At 61.2% G+C, this 20,725-nt stretch carries 15 protein-coding genes and 1 tRNA gene; 5 read left to right on the top strand and 11 right to left on the bottom strand.

Going from position 1 to position 20,725, the window contains the following annotated elements:
* Positions 1 to 34: 34 nt before the first annotated feature.
* Both PG879_RS10905 and PG879_RS10900 read right to left on the bottom strand, forming a co-directional pair.
* Positions 35 to 1,405: a phosphatidylserine decarboxylase family protein gene (locus PG879_RS10905; protein WP_270830173.1), complete on the bottom strand. Its 1,371-nt coding sequence runs from the start codon at positions 1,403 to 1,405 to the stop codon at positions 35 to 37.
* 209 nt (positions 1,406 to 1,614) lie between these two features.
* Positions 1,615 to 1,691: transfer RNA gene (locus tag PG879_RS10900), tRNA-Trp, on the bottom strand.
* Positions 1,692 to 1,893: 202 nt separating this feature from the next.
* Here PG879_RS10900 and PG879_RS10895 point away from each other — a divergent pair.
* From PG879_RS10895 to PG879_RS10880, 4 genes are all read left to right on the top strand, one after another.
* Entirely contained in the window at positions 1,894 to 2,436 is a 543-nt protein-coding gene (locus tag PG879_RS10895) for a hypothetical protein (RefSeq protein WP_042015644.1), read from the top strand.
* A gap of 274 nt (positions 2,437 to 2,710) precedes the next feature.
* The gene (pyrB, locus tag PG879_RS10890; RefSeq protein ID WP_010676005.1) at positions 2,711 to 3,631 is read left to right on the top strand and encodes an aspartate carbamoyltransferase; all 921 of its coding nucleotides are present in this window, start codon (positions 2,711 to 2,713) and stop codon (positions 3,629 to 3,631) included.
* 16 nt (positions 3,632 to 3,647) lie between these two features.
* Positions 3,648 to 4,112 carry an aspartate carbamoyltransferase regulatory subunit gene (pyrI, locus tag PG879_RS10885; protein ID WP_010676006.1) on the top strand — a complete coding sequence of 155 codons (465 nt, stop codon included), beginning with the start codon at positions 3,648 to 3,650 and terminating at the stop codon, positions 4,110 to 4,112.
* 218 nt (positions 4,113 to 4,330) lie between these two features.
* Positions 4,331 to 4,822, top strand: coding sequence for an arginine repressor (locus PG879_RS10880; protein WP_039039633.1), 492 nt, complete (start codon positions 4,331 to 4,333; stop codon positions 4,820 to 4,822).
* 154 nt (positions 4,823 to 4,976) lie between these two features.
* Here the strand turns inward: PG879_RS10880 and PG879_RS10875 are convergent, their stop codons facing one another.
* The 4 genes from PG879_RS10875 to arcA all read right to left on the bottom strand — a co-directional run bounded on the left by PG879_RS10875 (position 4,977) and on the right by arcA (position 9,797).
* Positions 4,977 to 6,383, bottom strand: a complete 1,407-nt coding sequence (locus PG879_RS10875; RefSeq protein ID WP_010676008.1) for a YfcC family protein — start codon at positions 6,381 to 6,383, stop codon at positions 4,977 to 4,979.
* A 121-nt stretch (positions 6,384 to 6,504) separates the two neighbouring features.
* Complete coding sequence (gene argF, locus PG879_RS10870) at positions 6,505 to 7,509, bottom strand: ornithine carbamoyltransferase (protein WP_010676009.1); 1,005 nt, start codon at positions 7,507 to 7,509, stop codon at positions 6,505 to 6,507.
* A gap of 78 nt (positions 7,510 to 7,587) precedes the next feature.
* Positions 7,588 to 8,514 carry a carbamate kinase gene (locus PG879_RS10865; RefSeq protein WP_270830171.1) on the bottom strand — a complete coding sequence of 309 codons (927 nt, stop codon included), beginning with the start codon at positions 8,512 to 8,514 and terminating at the stop codon, positions 7,588 to 7,590.
* Positions 8,515 to 8,576: 62 nt separating this feature from the next.
* On the bottom strand, positions 8,577 to 9,797 hold the full coding sequence (arcA, locus tag PG879_RS10860; RefSeq protein WP_010676011.1) for an arginine deiminase: 1,221 nt from the start codon (positions 9,795 to 9,797) through the stop codon (positions 8,577 to 8,579).
* 746 nt (positions 9,798 to 10,543) lie between these two features.
* On the opposite strand from arcA, the gene PG879_RS10855 reads away from it, so the two are divergent.
* On the top strand, positions 10,544 to 10,720 hold the full coding sequence (locus tag PG879_RS10855; protein WP_010676012.1) for a hypothetical protein: 177 nt from the start codon (positions 10,544 to 10,546) through the stop codon (positions 10,718 to 10,720).
* A gap of 742 nt (positions 10,721 to 11,462) precedes the next feature.
* Here PG879_RS10855 and PG879_RS10850 read toward each other — a convergent pair.
* The 5 genes from PG879_RS10850 to PG879_RS10830 form a co-directional block, all read right to left on the bottom strand.
* The gene (locus tag PG879_RS10850) at positions 11,463 to 13,196 is read right to left on the bottom strand and encodes a methyl-accepting chemotaxis protein (RefSeq protein WP_010676013.1); all 1,734 of its coding nucleotides are present in this window, start codon (positions 13,194 to 13,196) and stop codon (positions 11,463 to 11,465) included.
* 57 nt (positions 13,197 to 13,253) lie between these two features.
* Positions 13,254 to 14,264, bottom strand: coding sequence for a galactose/methyl galactoside ABC transporter permease MglC (mglC, locus tag PG879_RS10845; RefSeq protein ID WP_010676014.1), 1,011 nt, complete (start codon positions 14,262 to 14,264; stop codon positions 13,254 to 13,256).
* Positions 14,265 to 14,279: 15 nt separating this feature from the next.
* Positions 14,280 to 15,800, bottom strand: coding sequence for a galactose/methyl galactoside ABC transporter ATP-binding protein MglA (gene mglA / locus PG879_RS10840; RefSeq protein ID WP_043153953.1), 1,521 nt, complete (start codon positions 15,798 to 15,800; stop codon positions 14,280 to 14,282).
* Positions 15,801 to 15,853: 53 nt separating this feature from the next.
* Entirely contained in the window at positions 15,854 to 16,840 is a 987-nt protein-coding gene (gene mglB / locus PG879_RS10835; RefSeq protein ID WP_010676016.1) for a galactose/glucose ABC transporter substrate-binding protein MglB, read from the bottom strand.
* A gap of 219 nt (positions 16,841 to 17,059) precedes the next feature.
* A complete protein-coding gene (locus tag PG879_RS10830) occupies positions 17,060 to 20,134 on the bottom strand; it encodes a beta-galactosidase (protein WP_270830169.1) in 3,075 nt (1,024 codons plus the stop codon).
* Positions 20,135 to 20,725 lie beyond the last annotated feature (591 nt).

Genomic DNA, 20,725 nt, shown 5'->3' with positions numbered 1-20,725 from the left:
CTCAAGGGCGGCCTTTTACTGTCCGGCGGCTGGGTTATTTGACCCGCGCCAGCGCCGTGTTGATCCTCAGGTTGGTCGCCTCCAGCCCCGGCTGCTGGCCGTAGAAGTCGAACGCCAGCTCGACACCGGGGCGAAACAGCAGGCAGTGGGTGGAGCCGCCGAAGTGGAACATGCCGAGCTGCTCCCCCTTCGCGATCCGCTGCCCCGGCTGCACCGTCACCTCGCAGCTCGACACCTCCGCCATGCCCACCGGCACCACGCACATCAGGCCGATTTTGGGGTTGTCCGCCTCGATGAAGATGAGTGCCCGGGTCGCCACCGCGGTGAGGAAGGGCTGCGACTGGTTCGGGGCGCTGGGGTCGGGCCCCGCCGGGCTGTCGAAACCCTGGTGGCGGTTGGCCAGGTAGTAGCTGCCGTTGACCACCTTGACCGAGCGCACCGTGCCGCTCACCGGGCTGTGCCAGCGGTGATAGCTGAGGGCACTGAGGAAGGCCTGATAGAGGGTGCCCCCCTCGAACGCGGCGGCGCGCGGGTCGAAGTCCAGCAGGTTGTCCAGGGAATAGGGCTGCCCCTTGAGCCAGAACGCGTCCTGCCGCCTTACCCCGGTCACCACCTGCAGCGGGGCCGACTCGCAGGCGTTGGCGATCACGCTGTCATCGTCCGGGGCCGTCACCGGCCGCACGCCGGGGCAGAAGCGGCGGGTGAAGAAGTCGTCCCAGCTGGCGAAGCCCTCGTATTCCTCTCCCGGCGCGGTGTGGAAGATCCCCTCGAAGCGCTCTGGGGTGGGGTTGTCGCCGGCCCCGAGCGCCCCCAGCGCCACCTTGACCATCTCCCGTTTCGCCACCTCCCCGAGCCAGGGGACGATCAGGGTCTGGCGATCCAGGGGGCTCACCGACTCCGTCAGCACATAACGGGACGCGGGACTTTGCAGGAAGTCGGCCCAGTAACCGAGGATCTTGCGCAGTTGCTGGTTCACCAGCGCATTGGCAAAGAAGTCGTACCCGGCGGCCGTCGCCATGGGCCAGTTGAGCAGGGCATTGATGGGGAATCCGATCAGCCCGGCGGGCTCCTGGGTCTGCACATCCTGATAGGCTTCCGGGGCCGTGGTCATGATGCCGTTGAGCAGCTGCAGGAACTCATCGAAGCTGCGCACCTGGACCTGACCGAGCGGCGTGCTGTGCTCGTGCTGCCACGCCTCGTCAAACATCCCCTGGGCCTGCTGATGCAGGAGGGGATCCTGCTCCACCAGCGCCTTCAATCCGGCGATCGGGGCCACCAGCGGGCGAGGCTGGCGGGTGACCGCCTGACGCAGCCGCTGTACCCAGCGCGCCACATGGGCCTGATCCCGGGGGACCCAGCCACCGGCATGGGCATGGGGGTGACGCGTATCCACTGCCTTGTTCATCGCTCTCTCCTTGTTGAAGCGCCTTGGGCCCGCCGGATGCGATGCGCCTGAGGGCGCCATCTGGCAGGAAGCAAGGTGTAGCACAGGGGAAAAGCGGCCTCCATTGGCAGAAATGGCAGCGGCGAAGCAGGGAAAAAGAGGCTAACGGAGGCGGTGGCAAACGCCGGAAATGCGAAAGGCCAGCTCAATGAGCTGGCCTTTCTGAAAAATGGCAGGGGCGGCAGGACTCGAACCCGCAACCATCGGTTTTGGAGACCGCTGTTCTACCAATTGGAACTACGCCCCTGCAACAAACGAGGCGTAGTATACAAAGCGGAGGTCAAAGGTAAAGGCTTTTTTTCTCACTTTCGATGCGATCGAACAAATGACGAGCAGATCCCCGCAATTCCAACAAGGAGCGGGGGTAAGCTGCTGTATTTGCAGCCCCGACGGGGTAGGAATGGGACACAAATGGGGGTAGGGTGAAACCAGGCTCAGGGAGGCTGCCCATGCTCAATTACCGACTGCTGCAACAGCTTGCGCCCCTCAACTTCCGGGATGAGCGCAAGACGGAGACCCTGGCCGACTATCTGGACAGAGTCTCTCCCCTGGTGCCCTCCATTCCCTCCAATGTGCTCGCCCAGTGGATTTACCGTCATTGGCGCGGTTTTGAATCCAACTGGAGCTTTATCGATCTCGCCAGCCACCAGTTCGAGTGCGAGCACTGGCCCACCGCGCAGATTATCGAGCAGATAGACTCCCGCCACATGGAGGTGATCGATCGCTGGGGCGAGATGCTGCGCAGCAACCGCTACGTGCGCCGCTCCTGGCTCGGCGATGACATGCTGCACCGGGGCACCTGGTCCGAGCCTGTCATCGTCCTCGCCACCGCCCCGGGAACCTGCTACCCGGACGGTCACCCCCTGCCCCATCCCTACTGCCTGCTGGAGGGGCACCACAGGCTCGGCTACCTGCGCAGCATGGCCGCCGATGGCGCCCCCTTGCAGGCGCAGCACGCACTCTGGATTTGTCGACCCGTTCGCGATACTTAAACGTTTTTCCGACCAAATCCTGCCTCTGAAATAAATTTTTGACAATTCAAAAACCAGCCCTATAATCGGTGCGGTTTTGAAAAAGGTCGGGACAGGACAATGCCGTTTTTGATGAAAAAAGCAGCCTTGCAGACGGGTGGAGCGCACCAGAGCGGCCCCGTTGTTTCCGGTTCCCGTCCCACAGATCCCCCGTTTTTTTTGAAAAGAGCCCCTGTTTCAGGGGCTTTTTTTTGTGCCGGAAAAACCTTCATTGATGCCAAAGGGAATGCAGACGATGACCAATCCACTCTATAACAAACACGTCATCTCCATCTCGGACCTGACCCGGTCCGACATGGAACTGGTGGTCGCCACCGCACAGCGGTTGAAGGCCGAACCCGACAGCCGCCTGCTGAAAGACAAGCTGGTCGCCAGTTGCTTCTTCGAAGCCTCCACCCGCACCCGTCTCTCCTTCGAGACCGCGGTCCAGCGCCTGGGCGGCAACATCATCGGCTTCGCCGACGGCGGCAACACCAGCGCCAAGAAGGGCGAGACTTTGGCCGACTCCATCAAGATCATCAGCTCCTACACCGATGCGGTGGTGATGCGCCACCCGAAGGAAGGGGCAGCCCGTCTGGCCTCCGAGTTCTCCCGGGTGCCGGTCATCAACGGCGGTGACGGCTCCAACCAGCATCCCACCCAGACCCTGCTCGACCTCTTCTCCATCCACGAGACCCAAGGCAAGCTGGACGGCCTCAACGTCGCCTTCGTCGGTGACCTGAAGTACGGCCGCACCGTCCACTCCCTGGCCCAGGCCCTGAGCCTGTTCAACTGCCGCTTCTTCTTCATCTCCCCGGAGGCGCTGGCCATGCCGGACTACCTCTGCGAGGAGCTGGAAGAGAAGGGCATCCGCTTCAGCGTGCACGAGACCATGGAAGAGGTGATGCCGGAGCTCGACATCCTCTACATGACCCGCGTCCAGAAGGAGCGCTTCGACGAGACCGAGTACAAGCACATGGCCGCCAAGTTCGTGCTGGAGCTGGCGACCCTGGAAGGGGCCAAGCCCACCATGAAGATCCTCCATCCCCTGCCCCGGGTTGACGAGATCGAGGTCGCCGTCGACAAGACCCCTCACGCCTACTACTTCCAGCAGGCGGAGAACGGGGTCTATGCCCGCCAGGCACTGCTGGCACTGGTACTGAACGAAACCGTCTAAGGGAAAGGGGAACATCATGTCCGAGAAGAACCAACTGCAAGTAGAAGCCATCCGTCACGGCTCCGTCATCGACCACGTCCCCGCCGGCCAGGGCATCAAGATCCTCAAGCTGTTCCAGCTGATCGAGACCCAGGAGCGGATCACCGTCGGCTTCAACCTCAAATCCGGCGCCCTCGGCAAGAAGGATCTCATCAAGATCGAGAACACCCGTCTGACCGAGCAGCAGGCCAACCAGCTCGCCCTGTTCGCCCCCAAGGCGACCGTCAACATCATCGAAGACTTCGTGGTGGTGAAGAAGCACCAGCTGGCGCTGCCGGAGTTCATCGAAGGGGTCTTCCACTGCCCCAACTCCAACTGCATCTCCCACAACGAACCGGTGGAGAGCTACTTCCGGGTGCGCGAGGTGAAAGGGGCAGTGCGGATGAAGTGCAAATACTGCGAGAAGTCCTTCACCCAGGACATCGTCAGCGAACGCTACTGATTTCCTGCCGACAAAAGATATCCATGTGGGCCCCATCGGGCCCATTTTTGAACCCTGTCACATCACTTATTCCCCCTTTGGTTATAATTTGCCATCCCGTAATGGATATACCTCGCTCATCCCCTGCTTGAGTGCTCCTCATTAGTGTTTTTCGCTATGAAAAGCCGGAACGACAGACTGGGCGAGACCGCCATCGCTCATCGCCAAAGGAAGTCGCCATGGTCAACACCCTCAGCCGCCCAGCAGAACCAGAGTCCGACCTGGCCCAGCTCGACGCCTGCCGCCAGATCATCGGCCAGCACTGTTACAGCACCCAGGAGGAGATCCGCCGCGAGCTCTCCGCCCGCGGTTTTGCGGACATCAGCCAGTCCACCATCTCCCGCCTGCTGCGCCGTCTCGGGGTCGCCAAGGCCCAGAACGCCAACGGCAAGAAGGTCTACACCCTGGTGGACGAGCAGCTGGAGCCCGCCGGCAGCACCCGCTCCATCCACGACATGGTGCGCGCCGTGGTCCACAACCAGCAGATGGTGCTGGTGCATACCACCCCGGGGGCCGCTACCGTGGTGGCTCGCCTGCTGGATCGCAACGCCAATCCCGAGATCCTGGGGGCCGTGGCCGGCAACGACGTGGTACTGATCGCCCCGCGCCACATCAGCCGAACCCGCCAGGCTCACGCCGCCGTGGTGCGCACCCTGGAAAACGCCCGCTGACCCCTGCTGGATGCCAGAAGGCGACCCCGGGGTCGCCTTTTTGTTGCCCGCGCGGCAAGGAGTCAGACCACGGGAGAGCCCGGGCGCCCCGCCTTGCCTGCCATAAAAAACGGGAGCCCCAGGCTCCCGTTGTTGTCCCTATCTCTGTCGGCATTCATGCCAGCACGGCACCCAGGCTCAGGCAGAGCACGATCAGCACAGTCAGCATGCCGAGCAGCGGGGCCACCCACTTCAGCCAGCGCACATAGGGCACCTTGGCGATGGCCAGCCCCCCCATGACCACGGCGGAGGTCGGGGTCACCAGGTTCACCAGGCCGGAGGCGGACTGGTAGGCGGTGACCACCAGCTCGCGGCCCACGTTGGCGAAGTCGGCGAGCGGCGCCATGATCGGCATGGTCAGCACCGCCAGACCGGAGGAAGAGGGCACCAGGAAGGAGAGCACCACTTCCAGCACGAACATCACGTTGATGAAGACGATGGTGGAGAGGCCGGTCACTATCCCCTCTGCACTGTGCAAAATGGTGTGGGTGATCATGCCGTTGTCCATCACCACCACGATACCGCGGGCGATACCGATGATGAGGGCCACGCCGAGCAGATCGCGGGCACCGTCGATGAAGTTGGAGGTCAGCTCCTCCTCGCTCATGCGTGAGATGACGCCGACGATGATGGCGGCAGCCAGGAAGACGCCGGAGATCTGCGCCATCCACCAGCCCAGCACGGCCACCCCGTAGATCATCACGGCGAAGGCGGCGACGAAGATGCCCAGCACGATCTTGCGGGTGGTGGTGAACTCCAGCATCTGGTCGCTCTTGTTGCCGAGGAAGTGGGCTCGGTTCTCTTCCCACTTGTCGGCCACCAGGGACTTGCTGGGATCGCTTCGCACCATCTTGGCGTAACGCATCACATAGGCCACGCAGATCAGCCAGCCGGCCACCAGCATGGCGACCCGCAACCAGATGCCGTCGGTGAAGGAGATGCCGGCCGCGTTGGCGGCGATCACGGTGGCGAACGGGTTGATGGTGGAGCCCAGGGTACCGATACCGGCCCCCAGCAGCACGGTCGCGGCAGCGACCACGGGGTCGAAGCGGGCGGCCATCATCACCGGCACCAGCAGGGTGTAGAACGGCAGGGACTCTTCCGCCATGCCGTAGATGGTGCCCCCTGCGGCGAACAGCGCCATCAGGATCGGGATCATCCACTCTTCACGGCCACGCAGGCGATCGGTGACGCGCTCGATACCTGCATCAATGGCACCTGTCTTGGTCACGATGCCAAGGAAGCCACCGATGATCAGGATGAAGAGGGAGACGTCGATGGCGCCAGCCTCATAGGTGTCGTGGTTGTAGAGACCGTCGATGGGTGCCAGCAGCACGTCGACGATCCCCTGGGGATTGGCATCCACCAGTTTGTAGGTACCGGCCACCGGCACTTCCTTGCCGAGGGCCTCGTTCATGGTCATCTCGTATTTGCCGGCCGGCACTATCCAGCTCAGGGCGGCCACCAGGGCGATCAGCACAAACAGTATCGTGTAGGCTGACGGGAACTTGAATTTGGTCATGGTCCAGCTTCCTTCTGTGGGTGTGGTATCCATGCAGGCTGCGGGTCGTAGGGTTGGAGGTATTATGCCGCTGTCACATGGTTGAAAAGCCGGGGGTCACCCCCCGGCACCACTGACGACGTCAGTCGCCCAGCGTAGCCACCATCACTGCCTTGATGGTGTGCATCCGGTTTTCCGCCTCGTCGAACACGATGCTGTGCTCGGATTCGAACACGTCCTCGGTCACTTCCAGGCCCTTCATGCCATATTTGTCGGCCACTTCCTTGCCCATGGTGGTCTCGTCGTTGTGGAACGCCGGCAGGCAGTGCATGAACTTCACATCCGGGTTCTTGGTCGCGTTGATGACGTCCATGTTGACCTGATACGGGGTCATCAGCTTCACCCGTTGATCCCAGGCTTCCTTCGCTTCACCCATGGAGACCCAGACGTCGGTGTAGAGGAAGTCGGCACCCAGCACACCCTCTTTCACGTCTTCGGTCAGGTGGATGCGCGCACCGGTCTCTTCGGCGATGAGGCGGCAGGTGGCAACCAGCTCCTCTTCCGGCCAGAAGGCTTTCGGCGCGACCAGACGGATGTCCATGCCCATCTTGGCGGCACCCACCATCAGGGAGTTGCCCATGTTGTTGCGGGCGTCACCCAGGTAGGCGAACTTGATCTGATCCAGACGTTTGCCCTTGCCATGCTCCAGCATGGTCATGAAGTCCGCCAGGATCTGGGTCGGGTGGAATTCGTTGGTCAGGCCGTTCCAGACCGGTACACCGGCGTGGGCCCCCAGCTCTTCGACGATCTCCTGGCCATAGCCGCGGTATTCGATGCCGTCATACATGCGGCCCAGCACCCGGGCGGTGTCCTTCATGGACTCCTTGTGACCGATTTGGGAACCGCTCGGGCCGAGGTAGGAGACCTGGGCGCCCTGGTCGAAGGCCGCCACTTCGAACGCACAGCGGGTGCGGGTGGAGGTCTTCTCGAAGATCAGGGCAATGTTCTTGCCGACCAGATGCTTGCGCTCATAGCCACCGTATTTGGCTTTCTTCAGGTCGATGGCCAGATCGATCATGTATTGGATTTCGCGAGGGGTGAAGTCCAGCAGTTTCAGGAAGTTACGGTTACGCAGATTAAAAGCCATGATGAGTTCTCTCTATATTTGTTCAGACCAATTTGGCAGTGTCATTGACTACGCAGTTGTTCAGACCAGAGCCTTGGCTCAGGCATTGACGGTATTGGTGGCGACGATGTTGGTGCCGGCTTCCCCCTTGAGGATGGCGAGGCCATCTTCCAGGGAGCCGATGCCGACCATGCCGCCGGTCGCCTTGACGAATTCGCAGGAGGCTTCGACCTTGGGCCCCATGGAGCCGGCATCGAACTTGACGCCCGCCAGCTCGTCCGGGCTGGTGACCCGCAGCGGACGCTGGGTCGGCTTGCCCCAATCCAGATAGACGGCATCGGCGTCGGTCAGGATCAGCAGGGCGTCGGCCTTGATCTGCTTGGCCAGGTAGGCGGCAGACATGTCCTTGTCGATGACGGCCTCGATGCCGGTCAGGCTCTGGCTATCCCAGGTCACCGGGATGCCACCACCACCGGTACAGATGATGAGGTGGCCCTGGGCGATCAGGGTCTCGATGGCGTCGCCTTCGACGATGCGCTGGGGCAGCGGGGACGGCACCACGCGGCGGAAGAACTTGCCGTCAGCCTTGACGCTCCACTGCTTCTCGGCAGCCAGGGCGCGGGCTTCCGCCTCTTCGTAGACGGGGCCGATAAACTTGGTCGGATTGGCAAAGGCCGGATCCTTGGGGTCCACCTGCACCTGGGTCAGCAGCGCGGTGACGTTGCGGCTCGGCATCAGGTTCTTCAGCTCCTGGATCAGCATGTAGCCGATCATGCCCTGGGACTCGGCGCCCAGCACATCCAACGGATAGGGGGAGACCTTGGTGTAGGCGCTGTTCTGCAGGGCCAGCAGGCCGACTTGCGGGCCATTGCCGTGCACCAGCACCACGTTGTAATCCTCGGCGATGCGGGCGATGGTCTTGGCGGCGGTGGCGATGTTCTTGCGCTGGATGTCGGCTTCCAAAGGTTCACCGCGGCGGAGCAGGGCATTGCCCCCCAGGGCGACGACGACAGTTGGTTTTTTCATGGGTGTTACTCTCGAGTTCGGGTGTGTGTGGCGCCAGCCTCTGCCGGCGCCACGCCGTCTTGTCAGATGCCGTCACGTTCCATCGGGCAGCTCATGCAGCGGGCGCCGCCGCGACCACGTCCCAGCTCTTCACCCGGGATGGGCAGCACAGTGATGCCGGCCTTGTCGTACTTCTCGTTGGTGTAGGTGTTGCGCTCGTAACCCACCACCACGCCGGGGCGCACGGTCAGCACGTTGTTGGCGTCGTTCCACTGCTCCCGCTCGGCCTCGAAGCTGTCGCCGCCGGTGGTGATGAGCCTGAGCTGATCCACCCCCAGCGCCTTCTCGATGGCGGTCACGAAGTAACCCTCTTCCTTGATGTTCATCCCGGTGGCACCGCCCGGGGTCAGGCTCCAGCAGTTCACATCCTTGCGGATGACTTCCGGATAGACGGAGAAGGTGTCGACATCCATGTGGGTCATGACGGTGTCGAGGTGCATGCAGCTGCGGTGTTTCGGCAGCTCCATGGCGATGACCTGCTTGGCCTGACCGTGCTTGAACAGGCTGCGGGCCAGATGCTCCACCCCTTGCGGCGTGGTGCGCTCGGACATGCCGATGAGCACGGCGCCACGGCCGATGACCAGGACGTCGCCCCCTTCGATGGTGGAGTTGTCGTAGTCGCGCTCCTCGTCACCGAAGTACTTGATGAACTCCTGACCGGCAAACTGCGGGTGCCAGCGGTAGATGGCCTTCACGTGGTTGGTCTCGCGACGACGGGCGGCCTTGGCCATGGGGTTGATGGAGACGCCGCCATAGACCCAGCAGGAGGTATCGCGGGTGAAGAGGTGGTTGGGCAGCGGTTCGATGATGAAATCGGTCGGGGCATGCATGCCGACCACCATGTTGACGCCGCTGTAGGGCATCTCGGAGTAGGTGAGGCCGCCGGAGAGGATGCGGGCCAGCTCGCGGTGAGGCATGTCCGCCAGGAAACAGCGCACGTCGTTGGCCAGGGCAGTGCCGAGGCGATAGTCGGAGACCTGGTGTTGCAGCAGCCAGGCTTTGGCTTCCGGCACGTCCAGGGTTTCCGCCAGCAGATTGGTCAGGAGGAAGACTTCGACATTCTGATCGCGCAGTACCTGAGCGAATTTGTCGTGCTCCTGACCGGCACGTTCCACGGACAGGACGTCGTCAAACAGCAGATCCTGGCAGTTGGAAGGGGTCAGACGCTTCAGACTGAGGTTGGGGCGGTGCAACATGACACGGCGCAACTGGCCAACTTCAGAACCTACATAAAATTTGCTCATGATGATATTCCGTCTAGCAGTGGTCCCTGCGAGTGATTGAATAGATTCCTTCTATTCAGGCTCGTGGCTAAGGCGGGATATTCTTTATGTAGGGTACTCGGCTTGTGTTCTATCCTGCCCTTGCCTTTCGACGCAGAGATTAGGTCTGGCAACTCCACCAAACTTGGACATTGATCACATTCACCCGAGACTGCATAAATTCAGAAGTTAATTTATGATGGAGTTTACATATCTGACATTTCCCTCACCCTCCATCCGGCATAAATACGCAATAAAGCCCCAATATATTCCACAAAGAGTGCAATTCCATTCATTCATGATATCCATAAATGGATAGTCACAAATAAAAAACATCAAATAAATCATTACATTAAAATCAAAATGCTCATTTTTTGAATAAAGCTCACCCAACTTTGAATTTAATCTCGCTTATCATCCCGTTTGCTCTCACATAAATAATCACCTGCTCCTTTATCGCTGAATAATCCATCTCTTGTCCCAGATCATGGCGGCCCGACCGGGCCAGATGGCGAGCCTCATCGCCAAGTCGTGTGTACTATCTCTTTTATATGGATATGCATTTTGCACGCATCCTGATGGCGACTTTTTCACCGACCGGAGTGCAACCGGGATTCAAAGTTTTTTCATTAGTTGAATTTTTTCAGTCACCTTGCGCCGATTTCGGGTTCGCCTTAACTCAAAAAGTGATGCTTGTCACATTCGTTCCCGTCACCAAGGAGATAACCATGAAGATCCCGTCGCTGTTTCTGCTCGTCGCCCTGGTCCTGCCCATGACACCTGCCCTGGTGCATGCCCAGGGAGCCCCCGCCATGCCGCTGGTGGTCTGTCACGTTGACCAGGCACCCCAGATGCTGGTCCCCGCCTACCTATGCCAATGGTACGGTGGCAGCCAGCACCCCTGACCCTCTCGCCCAAGGGGAGGCGATCTCCTCTTGGGTCACCCCCGCTTTCCCTCCTTTATCTCCTGAATGGGATCCGGACCACGCCACCTGCATCATGCCCGTTGCCCTCCTCCACCCTCATCTGCGATCGACACTGACCGGCCTCCCCGGATTCTGAACCGCAGTTAAACGCCTTGTGAGACATTCGCCATCGACTGCGTAAGCAAAGTGCCAACAAAATTCTCGCCATAGTCGGAAGATGCGCGTGAAAAAACAGCATGATAGAACATTAAAGTCATGATTTTAAAAAAGATAACTTCATTATCCTTTCGCGGGAAACCAGTTTGAAAAAAACGTTTTTCAGCATGTCATTGTCGCCCTGCGCGAAATCCTTATAGTTACTCCTGCACGGACGCAATGAAGTCGGTCAGGAAGACTGGCTGCCAGGGTTGGGCAAATGGACTCACCACAGGATGTGGTAAAGGACACCTCCCAGGACGGAGAAAGTGCGACGGGAACGGATGACTCGTCAGGCCATGATGGCTAAAGGACACCCCAAAGGATTGGGAAGGGGAAACCTAAAGGAAGAGGTATAGTCAGGGATTGCAGGGAGCAACTTCGTTCAAGGATATGAGCGATAAGACTATCGGGGGCGACGCAAGTCGCCCCCATCTTTTTTGGGTATTTTTCACGTCTGCCCGCTGATGGGTCACCCCGGCCACGATATTGCTGGCCAGGGTACCCGGGACTCGCCCAGCCGGCGCTATTCCAGCCGGAAGTGCCCCACTATCTCCCGCAGCCTGTCATAGGTGCGCTGCATGGCGTTCGAGCTGTCCACGGTGCGCTCGCCATTCCCCTTGAGCTGGGTGATCACCTCGGCGATGGCACTCATGTTGCGATTGATCTCCTCGGCAACGGCACTCTGCTCCTCCGCGGCCGTGGCGATATGGCTGATGAGATCGTTGATCTCCACCACTTCTCCTGCCATCAGATCCAGTGACGCATTCACCTTGCTGGTGTTTTCCGCCGCATCCTGGCAACTCTGCCGGGTGTTGCCCATGGCGGCCACCACGGTCTGGGTGCCCCGTTGCAGCCGGGTCAGCATGGTCTGGATCTCGGCAGTGCTCTTCTGGGTGCGTCCCGCCAGAGAGCGCACTTCGTCCGCCACCACCGCAAACCCCCGCCCCTGCTCACCAGCCCGGGCCGCCTCGATGGCGGCGTTGAGGGCCAGCAAGTTGGTCTGCTCTGCGATGCCACCGATGACCCCGAGAATCGAGCCTATCTGCTGCACATCCTGCTGCATGGCTTCGATGGAGTGTGCCGTGGTCTCCACCTCCGTCACCAGCGCAGTGACGCTGGCCATAGCCTGATCCACCACCTGACGCGACTGGTTGGCCAGTTGCTGGCTCTGGCCGGTCAGCTGGGCAGTATTGGCCGCACTCTCCGATACCGAGACGGCAGTACGGCTCATCTCGTTGATGGCGGTGACCACCTGTTCGGTCTCCCGCACATGCTCCGCCAGCAGGCCCTGGGCTGACCCCGTCTGCCTCGCCAATGCCGATATCCCTTCATTGAGCTGGCCGCTCGCTTGTCTCACCTCCCCCATCATGCCCTGCAACTGCTCGATGAAACGGTTGATGCCCGCCGAGATCTGGCCGAGATCATCCTTGCTGGTCACCGTGAGCCGGCGGGTCAGATCCCCATTGCCCTGGGAGAGCTCCTGCACCAGGTCGCGCAGGGAGAGGATGGGTCTATAGGCCAGGTTGAGGGCCACCATGGAGAGGGCCAGTACCAGCGCCGCCACCCCGAGCAGGGCCAGGGTGATCTTGCCGTTGAGCGCCTGGGTCATGGCCCGGATATAGTCGAGATCCACATAACCGGTCAGGGTCCACTCGCTGCCGCGAATATCCAGCTTGTTGGGGCGGCTCTCGCTCTCTCCCTGGGGCTTGCTGCTGTAGAGCACCTGTCCCTGACTGTCGGTGAGGGAGAAGTAACGCCCTTCCCCGCTTACCTTGGTCAGCAGCGTCTTGAATTCGCTCATGTCGAGGTAGTAGAGGTAGGCGGAGTCGGCACCGCGCGGCACCAGGATGGAGATGACGGGTTTGCCGTCCAGCTGCTCCAGCGGGCTGACAGTGATCTGGTTGTTGGCGGCGGGGATCAGCTTGCGCAGGGCGTCAACCCTGGCCTTGTCGTCGATGACCCCGTTCGCGTCGAATGCCATGTCGCCAATGAGCTTGACGATGTTGTGAAAGCCGGTCTCCTGCAGCGCCTTCTTGACGCTGGTCACCCCGAGGTTGAGGTTGGCGGCCAGCAGCACCTTCTGGTTGATGTCACCCGCCAGCTTCTCCCTGACCAGGGTGATCTGCTCGTTGATGTTCTGGGTGGCCTGAGTGCGGATGTAGCCGCTGATGAAATGGTTGACGCTGAACCAGGCGGTACCGATGGTGACCAGAATGGCGAGCAGCAACAGCACGTTGATTTTGACTTTGAATGCCATGGTATGGGTCCCTCCAAAGAGAAAGGGCCGGGATGACCCGGCCCTCCCTGCCAATGCTTACTTCTTCTTGGCGTACTTCATGGAGTCCAGGGCTACCGCCAGGATGATGATGCCGCCCTTGATGATGAACTGCCAGTAAGGGCTGACACCGATGTAGGTCAAACCATAGTTGATCAGCGTGAAGATAAGTACGCCGGTGATCACACCCGCGACAGTTCCCACACCGCCGGCAAACGAAACCCCCCCCACCACGCAGGCCGCGATGGCATCCAGCTCGTACATGAAGCCGAGGTTGTTGGTGGCACTGCCGATCCGCCCCGCTTCCAGCATGCCGCCGAAGGCGTAGAAGACACCGGCCAGGGCATAGATGACCACCAGGTTGACGGCGACGTTGACGCCGGACACCTTGGCCGCTTCCGGGTTGCCACCGATGGCGAAGATGTTCTTGCCAAAGCGGGTCTTGTTCCACAGCACCCAGACGAAGACGCTGGCGATGGCCGCATAGAAGGTCAGGTACGAGAGCTTGAACCCGCCAATCCGGATGAAGCCCTGCGCAAAGTTGGAGAAGCGAGGATCAAACCCGGCCACCGGGGAAGCCCCCACGGAGTCAAAATAGAGGGAGTTGATGCCGTAGACGATGATCATGGTGCCCAGGGTGGTGATGAAGGGCGTCACGTTCAGGTAGGCGACGATCAGGCCGTTGACCAGACCAATCAGGGCCCCCACCACGCACACCAGCAGGATCACCGCCGGAATGGGCACCTCCCCCAGGGTGGGGAAGACCTTGTTGACGTTGGTCAGGGCCTGCAGCATGGTGGCCGCGATCAGCGCTGCCAGGCCGACCTGGCGACCGGCCGACAGGTCAGTACCCTGGGTGATGATGATGCCCGCCACCCCGAGGGCGATGATGACCCGTACCGAGGACTGGGTCAGGATGTTGCTGAGGTTGGTGAGGCTGAGGAAGGAGGGCTCCTTGATCACGATGATCATGAGCAACACCAGCAACACCACATAGATGCCGTTCTCTTTGAGCGCCTGCATCAGATTGAAATTTTTAGCCGACTCCATAATGTCTTCCTGTCTTTATAGGTACAGAGATGCCAGGCGCAGGATCTCGCTCTGGTCAGTTTCTTTGGTGTTGACGATCCCCGCGACCCGGCCATTGCTCATGACCATGATGCGGTCCGTGATGCCGAGCAGTTCCGGCATTTCGGAGGAGATGATGACGATGCCCTTGTCCTTCTTCGCCAGCTCCAGGATGAGCTGGTAGATCTCGAACTTGGCGCCGACGTCGATACCCCGGGTCGGTTCATCCAGCATCAGGATCTCGGGCTGGGTCAGCAGCCAGCGACCGATGATCACCTTCTGCTGGTTGCCACCGGAGAGGGAGCCGATCTGGGTCTGCTGGGTCGGTGTCTTGACCCGCATGGAGTCGATGACCCACTGGGTATCGCTCTTCATCTTGTTGTCGCTGAGCAGCCCCATGGATCCCTTGTAGTTGTCCATGTTGGCGATCAGGGAGTTGAAGGCGATGTCGAGGCGTGAATAGATCCCGGTGGAGCGGCGCTCCTCGGTCACCAGGGCGAAGCCATTCTGGATCGCCTCGTGGGCGTTGTGGTTCGCCACCTCTTTGCCGTGCAGCTTGATGGTCCCTTCGCTGCGATCGCGGATGCCGAACAGGGTCTCCACGATGTCGGTGCGCTTGGCCCCCACCAGACCGGCGATGCCGAGGATCTCCCCCTTGTGCAGGTTGAAGGTCACGTCCTTGATGGAAGGCTGGTTCTTGGCCGTCAGGTGCTCGACCTCGAGGATCACCTCTTTGGGCTGGTTGGTTTTTTCCGGGAAGCGCTGGGTGAGCTCGCGGCCGACCATCATGCCGATGATCTGATCCATGGTCATGCCCTGGAGGGGCTGGGTCGCCACCCACTGGCCATCCCGCAATATGGTGATCTCGTCACAGAGCTGGAAGATCTCTTCCATCTTGTGGGAGATGTAGACGATGCCGCACCCCTTCTCCTTGAGCTTGTTGATGATCTTGAAGAGGTGATTGACCTCTTTCTCGGTCAGGGAGGAGGTGGGTTCGTCCATGATGACGATCTTGGCGTCATAGGAGAATGCCTTGGCAATCTCGATCATCTGCATCTGGGAAACCGACAGGGTGCCGACCTTGACCCTGGGGTCGATGTCGATGTCCAGCTCCTCGAAGATATGCTTGGTGTCCTGATACATCTTGCCGTGGTCGACAAACAGTCCCTTGGTGGGATAGCGGCCGAGCCACATGTTGTCCATCACGGTGCGTTGCAGTACCAGGTTCAGCTCCTGGTGCACCATGGAAACGCCATTCTCCAGCGCCTCTTTGGACGAGGTGAAGTTGATCTCCTGTCCCTTGAAGAAGATCTTGCCCTGATCCTTCTCGTAGATGCCGAACAGGCACTTGAGCAGCGTGGACTTCCCTGCGCCATTCTCGCCCATCAACGCATGCACAGAATGAGGACGGACCCGTAAATTGACATTATCGAGTGCCTTGACGCCAGGAAAGCTCTTACTGACGTCAATCATCTCCAACAGCCATTCTGATTGTTGCCGTGTTGTCATATCAGCCATCACATCTGGTTGAAAAGAGGGCAAGGGGATCTCCCTTGCCCTGAGGGGAGGAATTACTCGAATTGGGACAGGTTGTCTTTGTCTACGCCCACGTAGGCAACGCGGACGACCTTGTTGTCGATCTTCCAGTTGGTGCCTTCACCGGCCGGCTTGCCTTCGGCCAGGTTCTTGGTCAGCTCGAAGGTGGCCTTGGCCTGGTTGGCCGCATCGTTCAGCACGGTACCGGCCATGGCACCGCTCTTGACCATGGCCAGGGCTTCCGGCAGGGCGTCAACACCGAACACCGGGATGGCGGTCTTGCCCTGGGCCTTCAGGGATTCCACGGCGCCCATCGCCATGCCATCGTTGTTGGCGATGACCACTTCGATCTTGTTGGCGTTCGGACCGGAGATCCAGGCGTCCATCTTGTCCTTGGCCATGGCGGTATCCCACATACCGGTATCCATGTGCAGCTGCTCGGTCTTGATGCCGCCATCGTTCAGGGTCTTGACGACGTAGGTGGTGCGGGCTTCCGCATCCGGGTGGCCAGGCTCACCCTTGAGCAGCACGAACTGGATGACGCCATCCTTGTTCAGATCCCACTCGGGGTGCGCTTTCCAGTGCTTGGCGATCAGCTGGCCCTGGATGATGCCGGACTCCTTGGAGTCGGTGCCCACGTAGTAGGCCTTGTCATAGCTGGCCAGGTCGGCCGCGCTCGGTTCCTTGTTGTAGAAGACCACGGGGATCTCGTCCGCACGGGCTTTCTCAATCACGACAGGGGCCGCCGCCGGGTCAACCAGGTTGATGGCCAGGGCCTTCACGCCCTTGGCCAGCAGTACGTCGATCTGGTCGTTCTGCTTGGACTGGTCGTTCTGGGAGTCATTCATCAGCAGTTCCACACCCGGGGTGGCCGCCGCTTCTTTCTCGATGGCCTTGCGCACCACGGCCATGAAGTTGTCGTCGTACTTGTAGACGGTGACCCCGATACGGGTATCGGCCTGGGCTTGGGCTCCCGCCATCAGTCCCATCAGCAAGGTGGCAACTGTCGTGAGTTTTTTCATTGTTATGCTCCGATCTCTATCTGTTTTTTGTAGGGAATGCTGTACACCGTTTGAGCTGGCGCCAGCCTAATGTAATCAGTTTGTTGTGAGGCGGTCTGTGATCCTGGCAACAAAATGAAAACGTTTACACTCTGTTACATAGCCGTAATATTGTTAAAAATTAAATAGTTACGTGAGAAACCGCCTTTGAGTCTCGCCATCTCGCGACGGCGGGTCCGGCTAGCTCAGACGGCAGTGCCAGTGATAACGCCCCGGCAACAGCCAGAACTCGGGCCGCACGCTCTGGCTCCAGGAGTCGTCGCCTCCTACCCCCATGTGGAAGCCGTCGAGGCACAGGTGCGTGCCCCCCAGAGCCACCAGATCGGTCTGGTGACGGGCTTCGGCCAGCTGCTGCTGACTGTAGCGGCTGACGCTGAAGTGGAAGCGCCCCTCCACCGCCAGATCCCCCAGTTGCAGTGCGCGAGTATCGCAGCGCAGTCCATTGTCGGTGGGGAAGACATAAGGGGTGTGCAACGCCTCGATGGGCAATTGCCAGCGACCGAGATCGGCGGCGAGCCGGCGATCCGGGTAATTCTCGTGGGGGCCAAGCCCCAGCCAGCTCACCGGGGCACCTTCGGCCGGTTCATCGGCCAGCCAGAGCCGGGCACCGATGCGCGGCAGGGAGGGCATGTCGGCGGCCACCTCCACCTCGATGGCGAGGTGCATGGCGCCCTCCCCGTCCATCCTGTGATGCCAGCGGGTCAGGATCTTCGGCTCGTCACCCACGAAGTAGCCGTGGTGCGCCGTGATAAGACCCAGCTCCGGACTCGCCTCCAGGCCGAGACAGCGGTGCTGCAGATCATTGAGTCCGGCCTCCTGCCAGCGGGCAATCCAGGCGTTGGGATCGGCGTGATCCGCCTCGCTGGTGCCGATATCGTTGTCGAGCGGCGCCCGATAGAAATGATCGGCGATGGCGTCGCGCAGCCGCTCGCGGCCCTGCTTCTGCCAGCTGACGATGCGACCACTGGCCTTGTCGAGCTGCCACAGGGAATCTGCGGCGCCAAGCACCCAGTGATCGCGCTGCTCGGTCAGGCTGACCGCCGGGCAGGCCGACGGCAGCGCCAGGGGCGCGGGCAACAGGCATTGCTGGCGAGCCACCTCGTGACCCGCTCCGGCCCAGGCCGTGGCGGTGGGCTGCACGATGGCGAGATCCAGCCAGGCAAGCGCCCCCGGCGCAAAGGCCGGCAATTGCTCCAGCAGGGTCAGCGTCACGCTCCCCCGGGGGGCCAGCTCGAGCGGGCATTCACCCTGGCTCACCACCACGCCGTCTTCACACAGACGCCACTGCAGAGTCTCGTTATCCGTCTCGCGGAACAGGTATTCGCTGCGGATCTCCACCGTCAGCGGCTGGCGACCCTGCAGGGTCAGAACAAAGGGCTGCTGGGCACGCCGGGCTTCAAACAGGGAAGGATGGGGGGTGCGATCGGGGAACAGCAGGCCGTTGCAGCAGAACTGGCGATCGTTGGGAGTGTCGCCGAAATCGCCACCATAGGCCCAGAAATGGCGGCCATCGTCGGTCTGCTTGTCCAGCCCCTGATCGACCCAATCCCAGACAAACCCACCCTGCAGCCGCGGATGATCGCGAAATGCCTGCCAGTAATGGGCATAGCCCCCCAGGCTGTTGCCCATGGCGTGGGCGTATTCGCACAGGATCAGCGGCCGGGTCTCTTCCGGCAGGCCGATCCACTTGGCCAGCGCCCACTTGGGCACCGCCGGGAAGGGTTGATCCTGGTGGGTACGGGCATACATGGGGCAGATGATGTCGGTGGCCGGGGTGTCGGCCCCGCCCCCTTCGTACTGCACCGGGCGGCTGGGATCCGCCCCCTTCACCCAGCGATACATGGCGTCGTGGGCCGGACCATAACCGGATTCGTTCCCCAGGGACCAGATGATGATGCAGGGGTGGTTGAAGTCCCTAGCCACCATGCGGGTGACCCGCTCCAAGAAGGCGTTGCTCCAGGCGGGATCCCGCGCCAGCCGCCCCATGGGGGTCATGCCGTGGGTCTCCAGGTTCGCCTCGTCCACCACATAGAGGCCGAGCCGGTCGCACAGGCGATAGAGCTCGGGGTGATTGGGATAGTGGGAGCAGCGCACCGCGTTGAAGTTGTGCCGCTTCATCAGCAGCAGATCCTGCTCCATGTCGGCCGGGGTCACCACGTGACCCGTGGCGGGATGGTGTTCATGGCGATTGGCGCCACGAATGAGCAGGGGTTGGCCGTTGACCCGCAGCAGGCCGCCACGGATTTCCACCGCCCGAAAGCCCACGTCATGGGCCTCGCTCTCGAGAGCGCTTCCCTGCTCGTCCAGCAGGGTCAGGGTCAGGCGATAGAGGTGCGGGGTCTCGGCGCTCCACTTGTGTGGGGCCGTTACCGTCAGCCACAGCTCGGCGCGATCGTCATACACCCCTTTCTCGTCGATGGCCTGGGTGCCGATCCGCTGGCGCAGGGTCGCAACCCGCTCGTCGCCATCATAGAGGTTGGCCTCCACCGACAGACCGGCTCCGTTGGCCGCCTGCAATTCAACCTTGAGGCGGGCATCCCGGTAGCAGGCGTCGAGCTCGGGCGTCACCCGGATATCCATCAGATGACGGGTCGGTTTGTGCAGCAGGCTGACGGAGCGGAAGATGCCGCTCATGCGCCACATGTCCTGATCTTCCAGATAGGAGCCGTCAGACCAGCGCAGCACCAGGACGGCGAGGCGGTTGGCCCCGGCCTGAAGGAAGGGGGTCAGATCGAATTCCGCCGGCAGCCGGCTGTCCTGGGAGTAGCCGACCCAGCGGCCGTTGCAGAAGAGGTGAAACGCGCTGTCCACTCCGTCGAAGATGATCCGGGTCTGCCCCTCGGCCAGCCAGTCCGCAGCAACGGTGAACTCGCGGGAGTAGCAACCGGTGGGGTTCTCGGCAGGCACCCGGGGCGGGTCGCAGGGAAAGGGGTACTTGATGTTGGTGTAGATGGGCACATCCGTGACGGGCCGCGCCCCCGGGTAGGCCGCAGCCAGTTGCCAGTTGCCCGGCACCTTGATGGGGCAGGCATCCGGCAGATCCTCCACCAGCCACTGCTCCGGCACCCGCTCCGGGGCCTCGAACCAGGAGAACTGCCACTCGCCGTCCAGCAGCAGGCGGGAAGGTGACAACCCCCCCATCCTGGCTTCCCCTTCACTGCGCCAACTGGACAAGGGGGTATGGGCTGGCAACCGGTTCACGGCGGTGATCCCCTGGGTCTGCCAATCCTGACGGGCCACTATCTCCCTGAGCATGCTTCACTTCTCCCTGCATTCACGCTGAAAACCACTGCAGTGTAGGAGAGTTTTGCCCGGTGATCGGCGATCCCGCTCACACAGATGTAAACGATTACACTCATTTTGTTAAGTAAAACGGAGTAAAAATCGGATAAATCCGGGTAAATGACCCCACGGGGGAAAAAGCGGACCTTCGGAAGGGCAAAAGATGCCCGGGAGTGTGAAACCGGGAGGCAATGGCCGAACCAGCGGAGCAAGCCATGGCAAAGACCCGACATCACGCCCCCCCCGCTCCATCAGGTGCTGGAGCGCCTCAACCCGGTTCCGGGCACGCAGCCCGGTCTCTCGAAGGAGTGTGCAGAGGCCACGAGAGCCCCTGCCCGGCGCAGAGAAAAGCCATGGCGAGCGTCTGGCAGGATCTGGCAAGAAGTGAGGCTCGGCAGGCCGGGGGAGAGGGGCTCGTGACAGACGAGCGGGAAGGACTGGCGAGTTCGGCAGGCAGGGAGCGTGAGGGGACGGTTATCACTCCTCAGACAGTCCTTTATGGTCTGCGCTAGCCATGCTCTGAGCTATCCGTCTGAGCTACCCATAGTCTGAGCTATGGGGCGC

It is taken from the genome of Aeromonas sp. QDB63 (assembly GCF_027707425.1).
Lineage (GTDB): Bacteria > Pseudomonadota > Gammaproteobacteria > Enterobacterales > Aeromonadaceae > Aeromonas > Aeromonas caviae.
This window is presented reverse-complemented; position numbering and strand designations above follow the sequence as displayed.

Excerpts from the sequence above, each read along its gene's own strand:
- PG879_RS10905 (WP_270830173.1), bottom strand. The coding sequence starts at position 1,405 with ATGAACAAGGCAGTGGATACGCGTCACCCCCATGCCCATGCCGGTGGC.
- PG879_RS10895 (WP_042015644.1), top strand. The coding sequence starts at position 1,894 with ATGCTCAATTACCGACTGCTGCAACAGCTTGCGCCCCTCAACTTCCGG.
- pyrB (WP_010676005.1), top strand. The coding sequence starts at position 2,711 with ATGACCAATCCACTCTATAACAAACACGTCATCTCCATCTCGGACCTG.
- pyrI (WP_010676006.1), top strand. The coding sequence starts at position 3,648 with ATGTCCGAGAAGAACCAACTGCAAGTAGAAGCCATCCGTCACGGCTCC.
- PG879_RS10880 (WP_039039633.1), top strand. The coding sequence starts at position 4,331 with ATGGTCAACACCCTCAGCCGCCCAGCAGAACCAGAGTCCGACCTGGCC.
- PG879_RS10875 (WP_010676008.1), bottom strand. The coding sequence starts at position 6,383 with ATGACCAAATTCAAGTTCCCGTCAGCCTACACGATACTGTTTGTGCTG.
- argF (WP_010676009.1), bottom strand. The coding sequence starts at position 7,509 with ATGGCTTTTAATCTGCGTAACCGTAACTTCCTGAAACTGCTGGACTTC.
- PG879_RS10865 (WP_270830171.1), bottom strand. The coding sequence starts at position 8,514 with ATGAAAAAACCAACTGTCGTCGTCGCCCTGGGGGGCAATGCCCTGCTC.
- arcA (WP_010676011.1), bottom strand. The coding sequence starts at position 9,797 with ATGAGCAAATTTTATGTAGGTTCTGAAGTTGGCCAGTTGCGCCGTGTC.
- PG879_RS10855 (WP_010676012.1), top strand. The coding sequence starts at position 10,544 with ATGAAGATCCCGTCGCTGTTTCTGCTCGTCGCCCTGGTCCTGCCCATG.
- PG879_RS10850 (WP_010676013.1), bottom strand. The coding sequence starts at position 13,196 with ATGGCATTCAAAGTCAAAATCAACGTGCTGTTGCTGCTCGCCATTCTG.
- mglC (WP_010676014.1), bottom strand. The coding sequence starts at position 14,264 with ATGGAGTCGGCTAAAAATTTCAATCTGATGCAGGCGCTCAAAGAGAAC.
- mglA (WP_043153953.1), bottom strand. The coding sequence starts at position 15,800 with ATGGCTGATATGACAACACGGCAACAATCAGAATGGCTGTTGGAGATG.
- mglB (WP_010676016.1), bottom strand. The coding sequence starts at position 16,840 with ATGAAAAAACTCACGACAGTTGCCACCTTGCTGATGGGACTGATGGCG.
- PG879_RS10830 (WP_270830169.1), bottom strand. The coding sequence starts at position 20,134 with ATGCTCAGGGAGATAGTGGCCCGTCAGGATTGGCAGACCCAGGGGATC.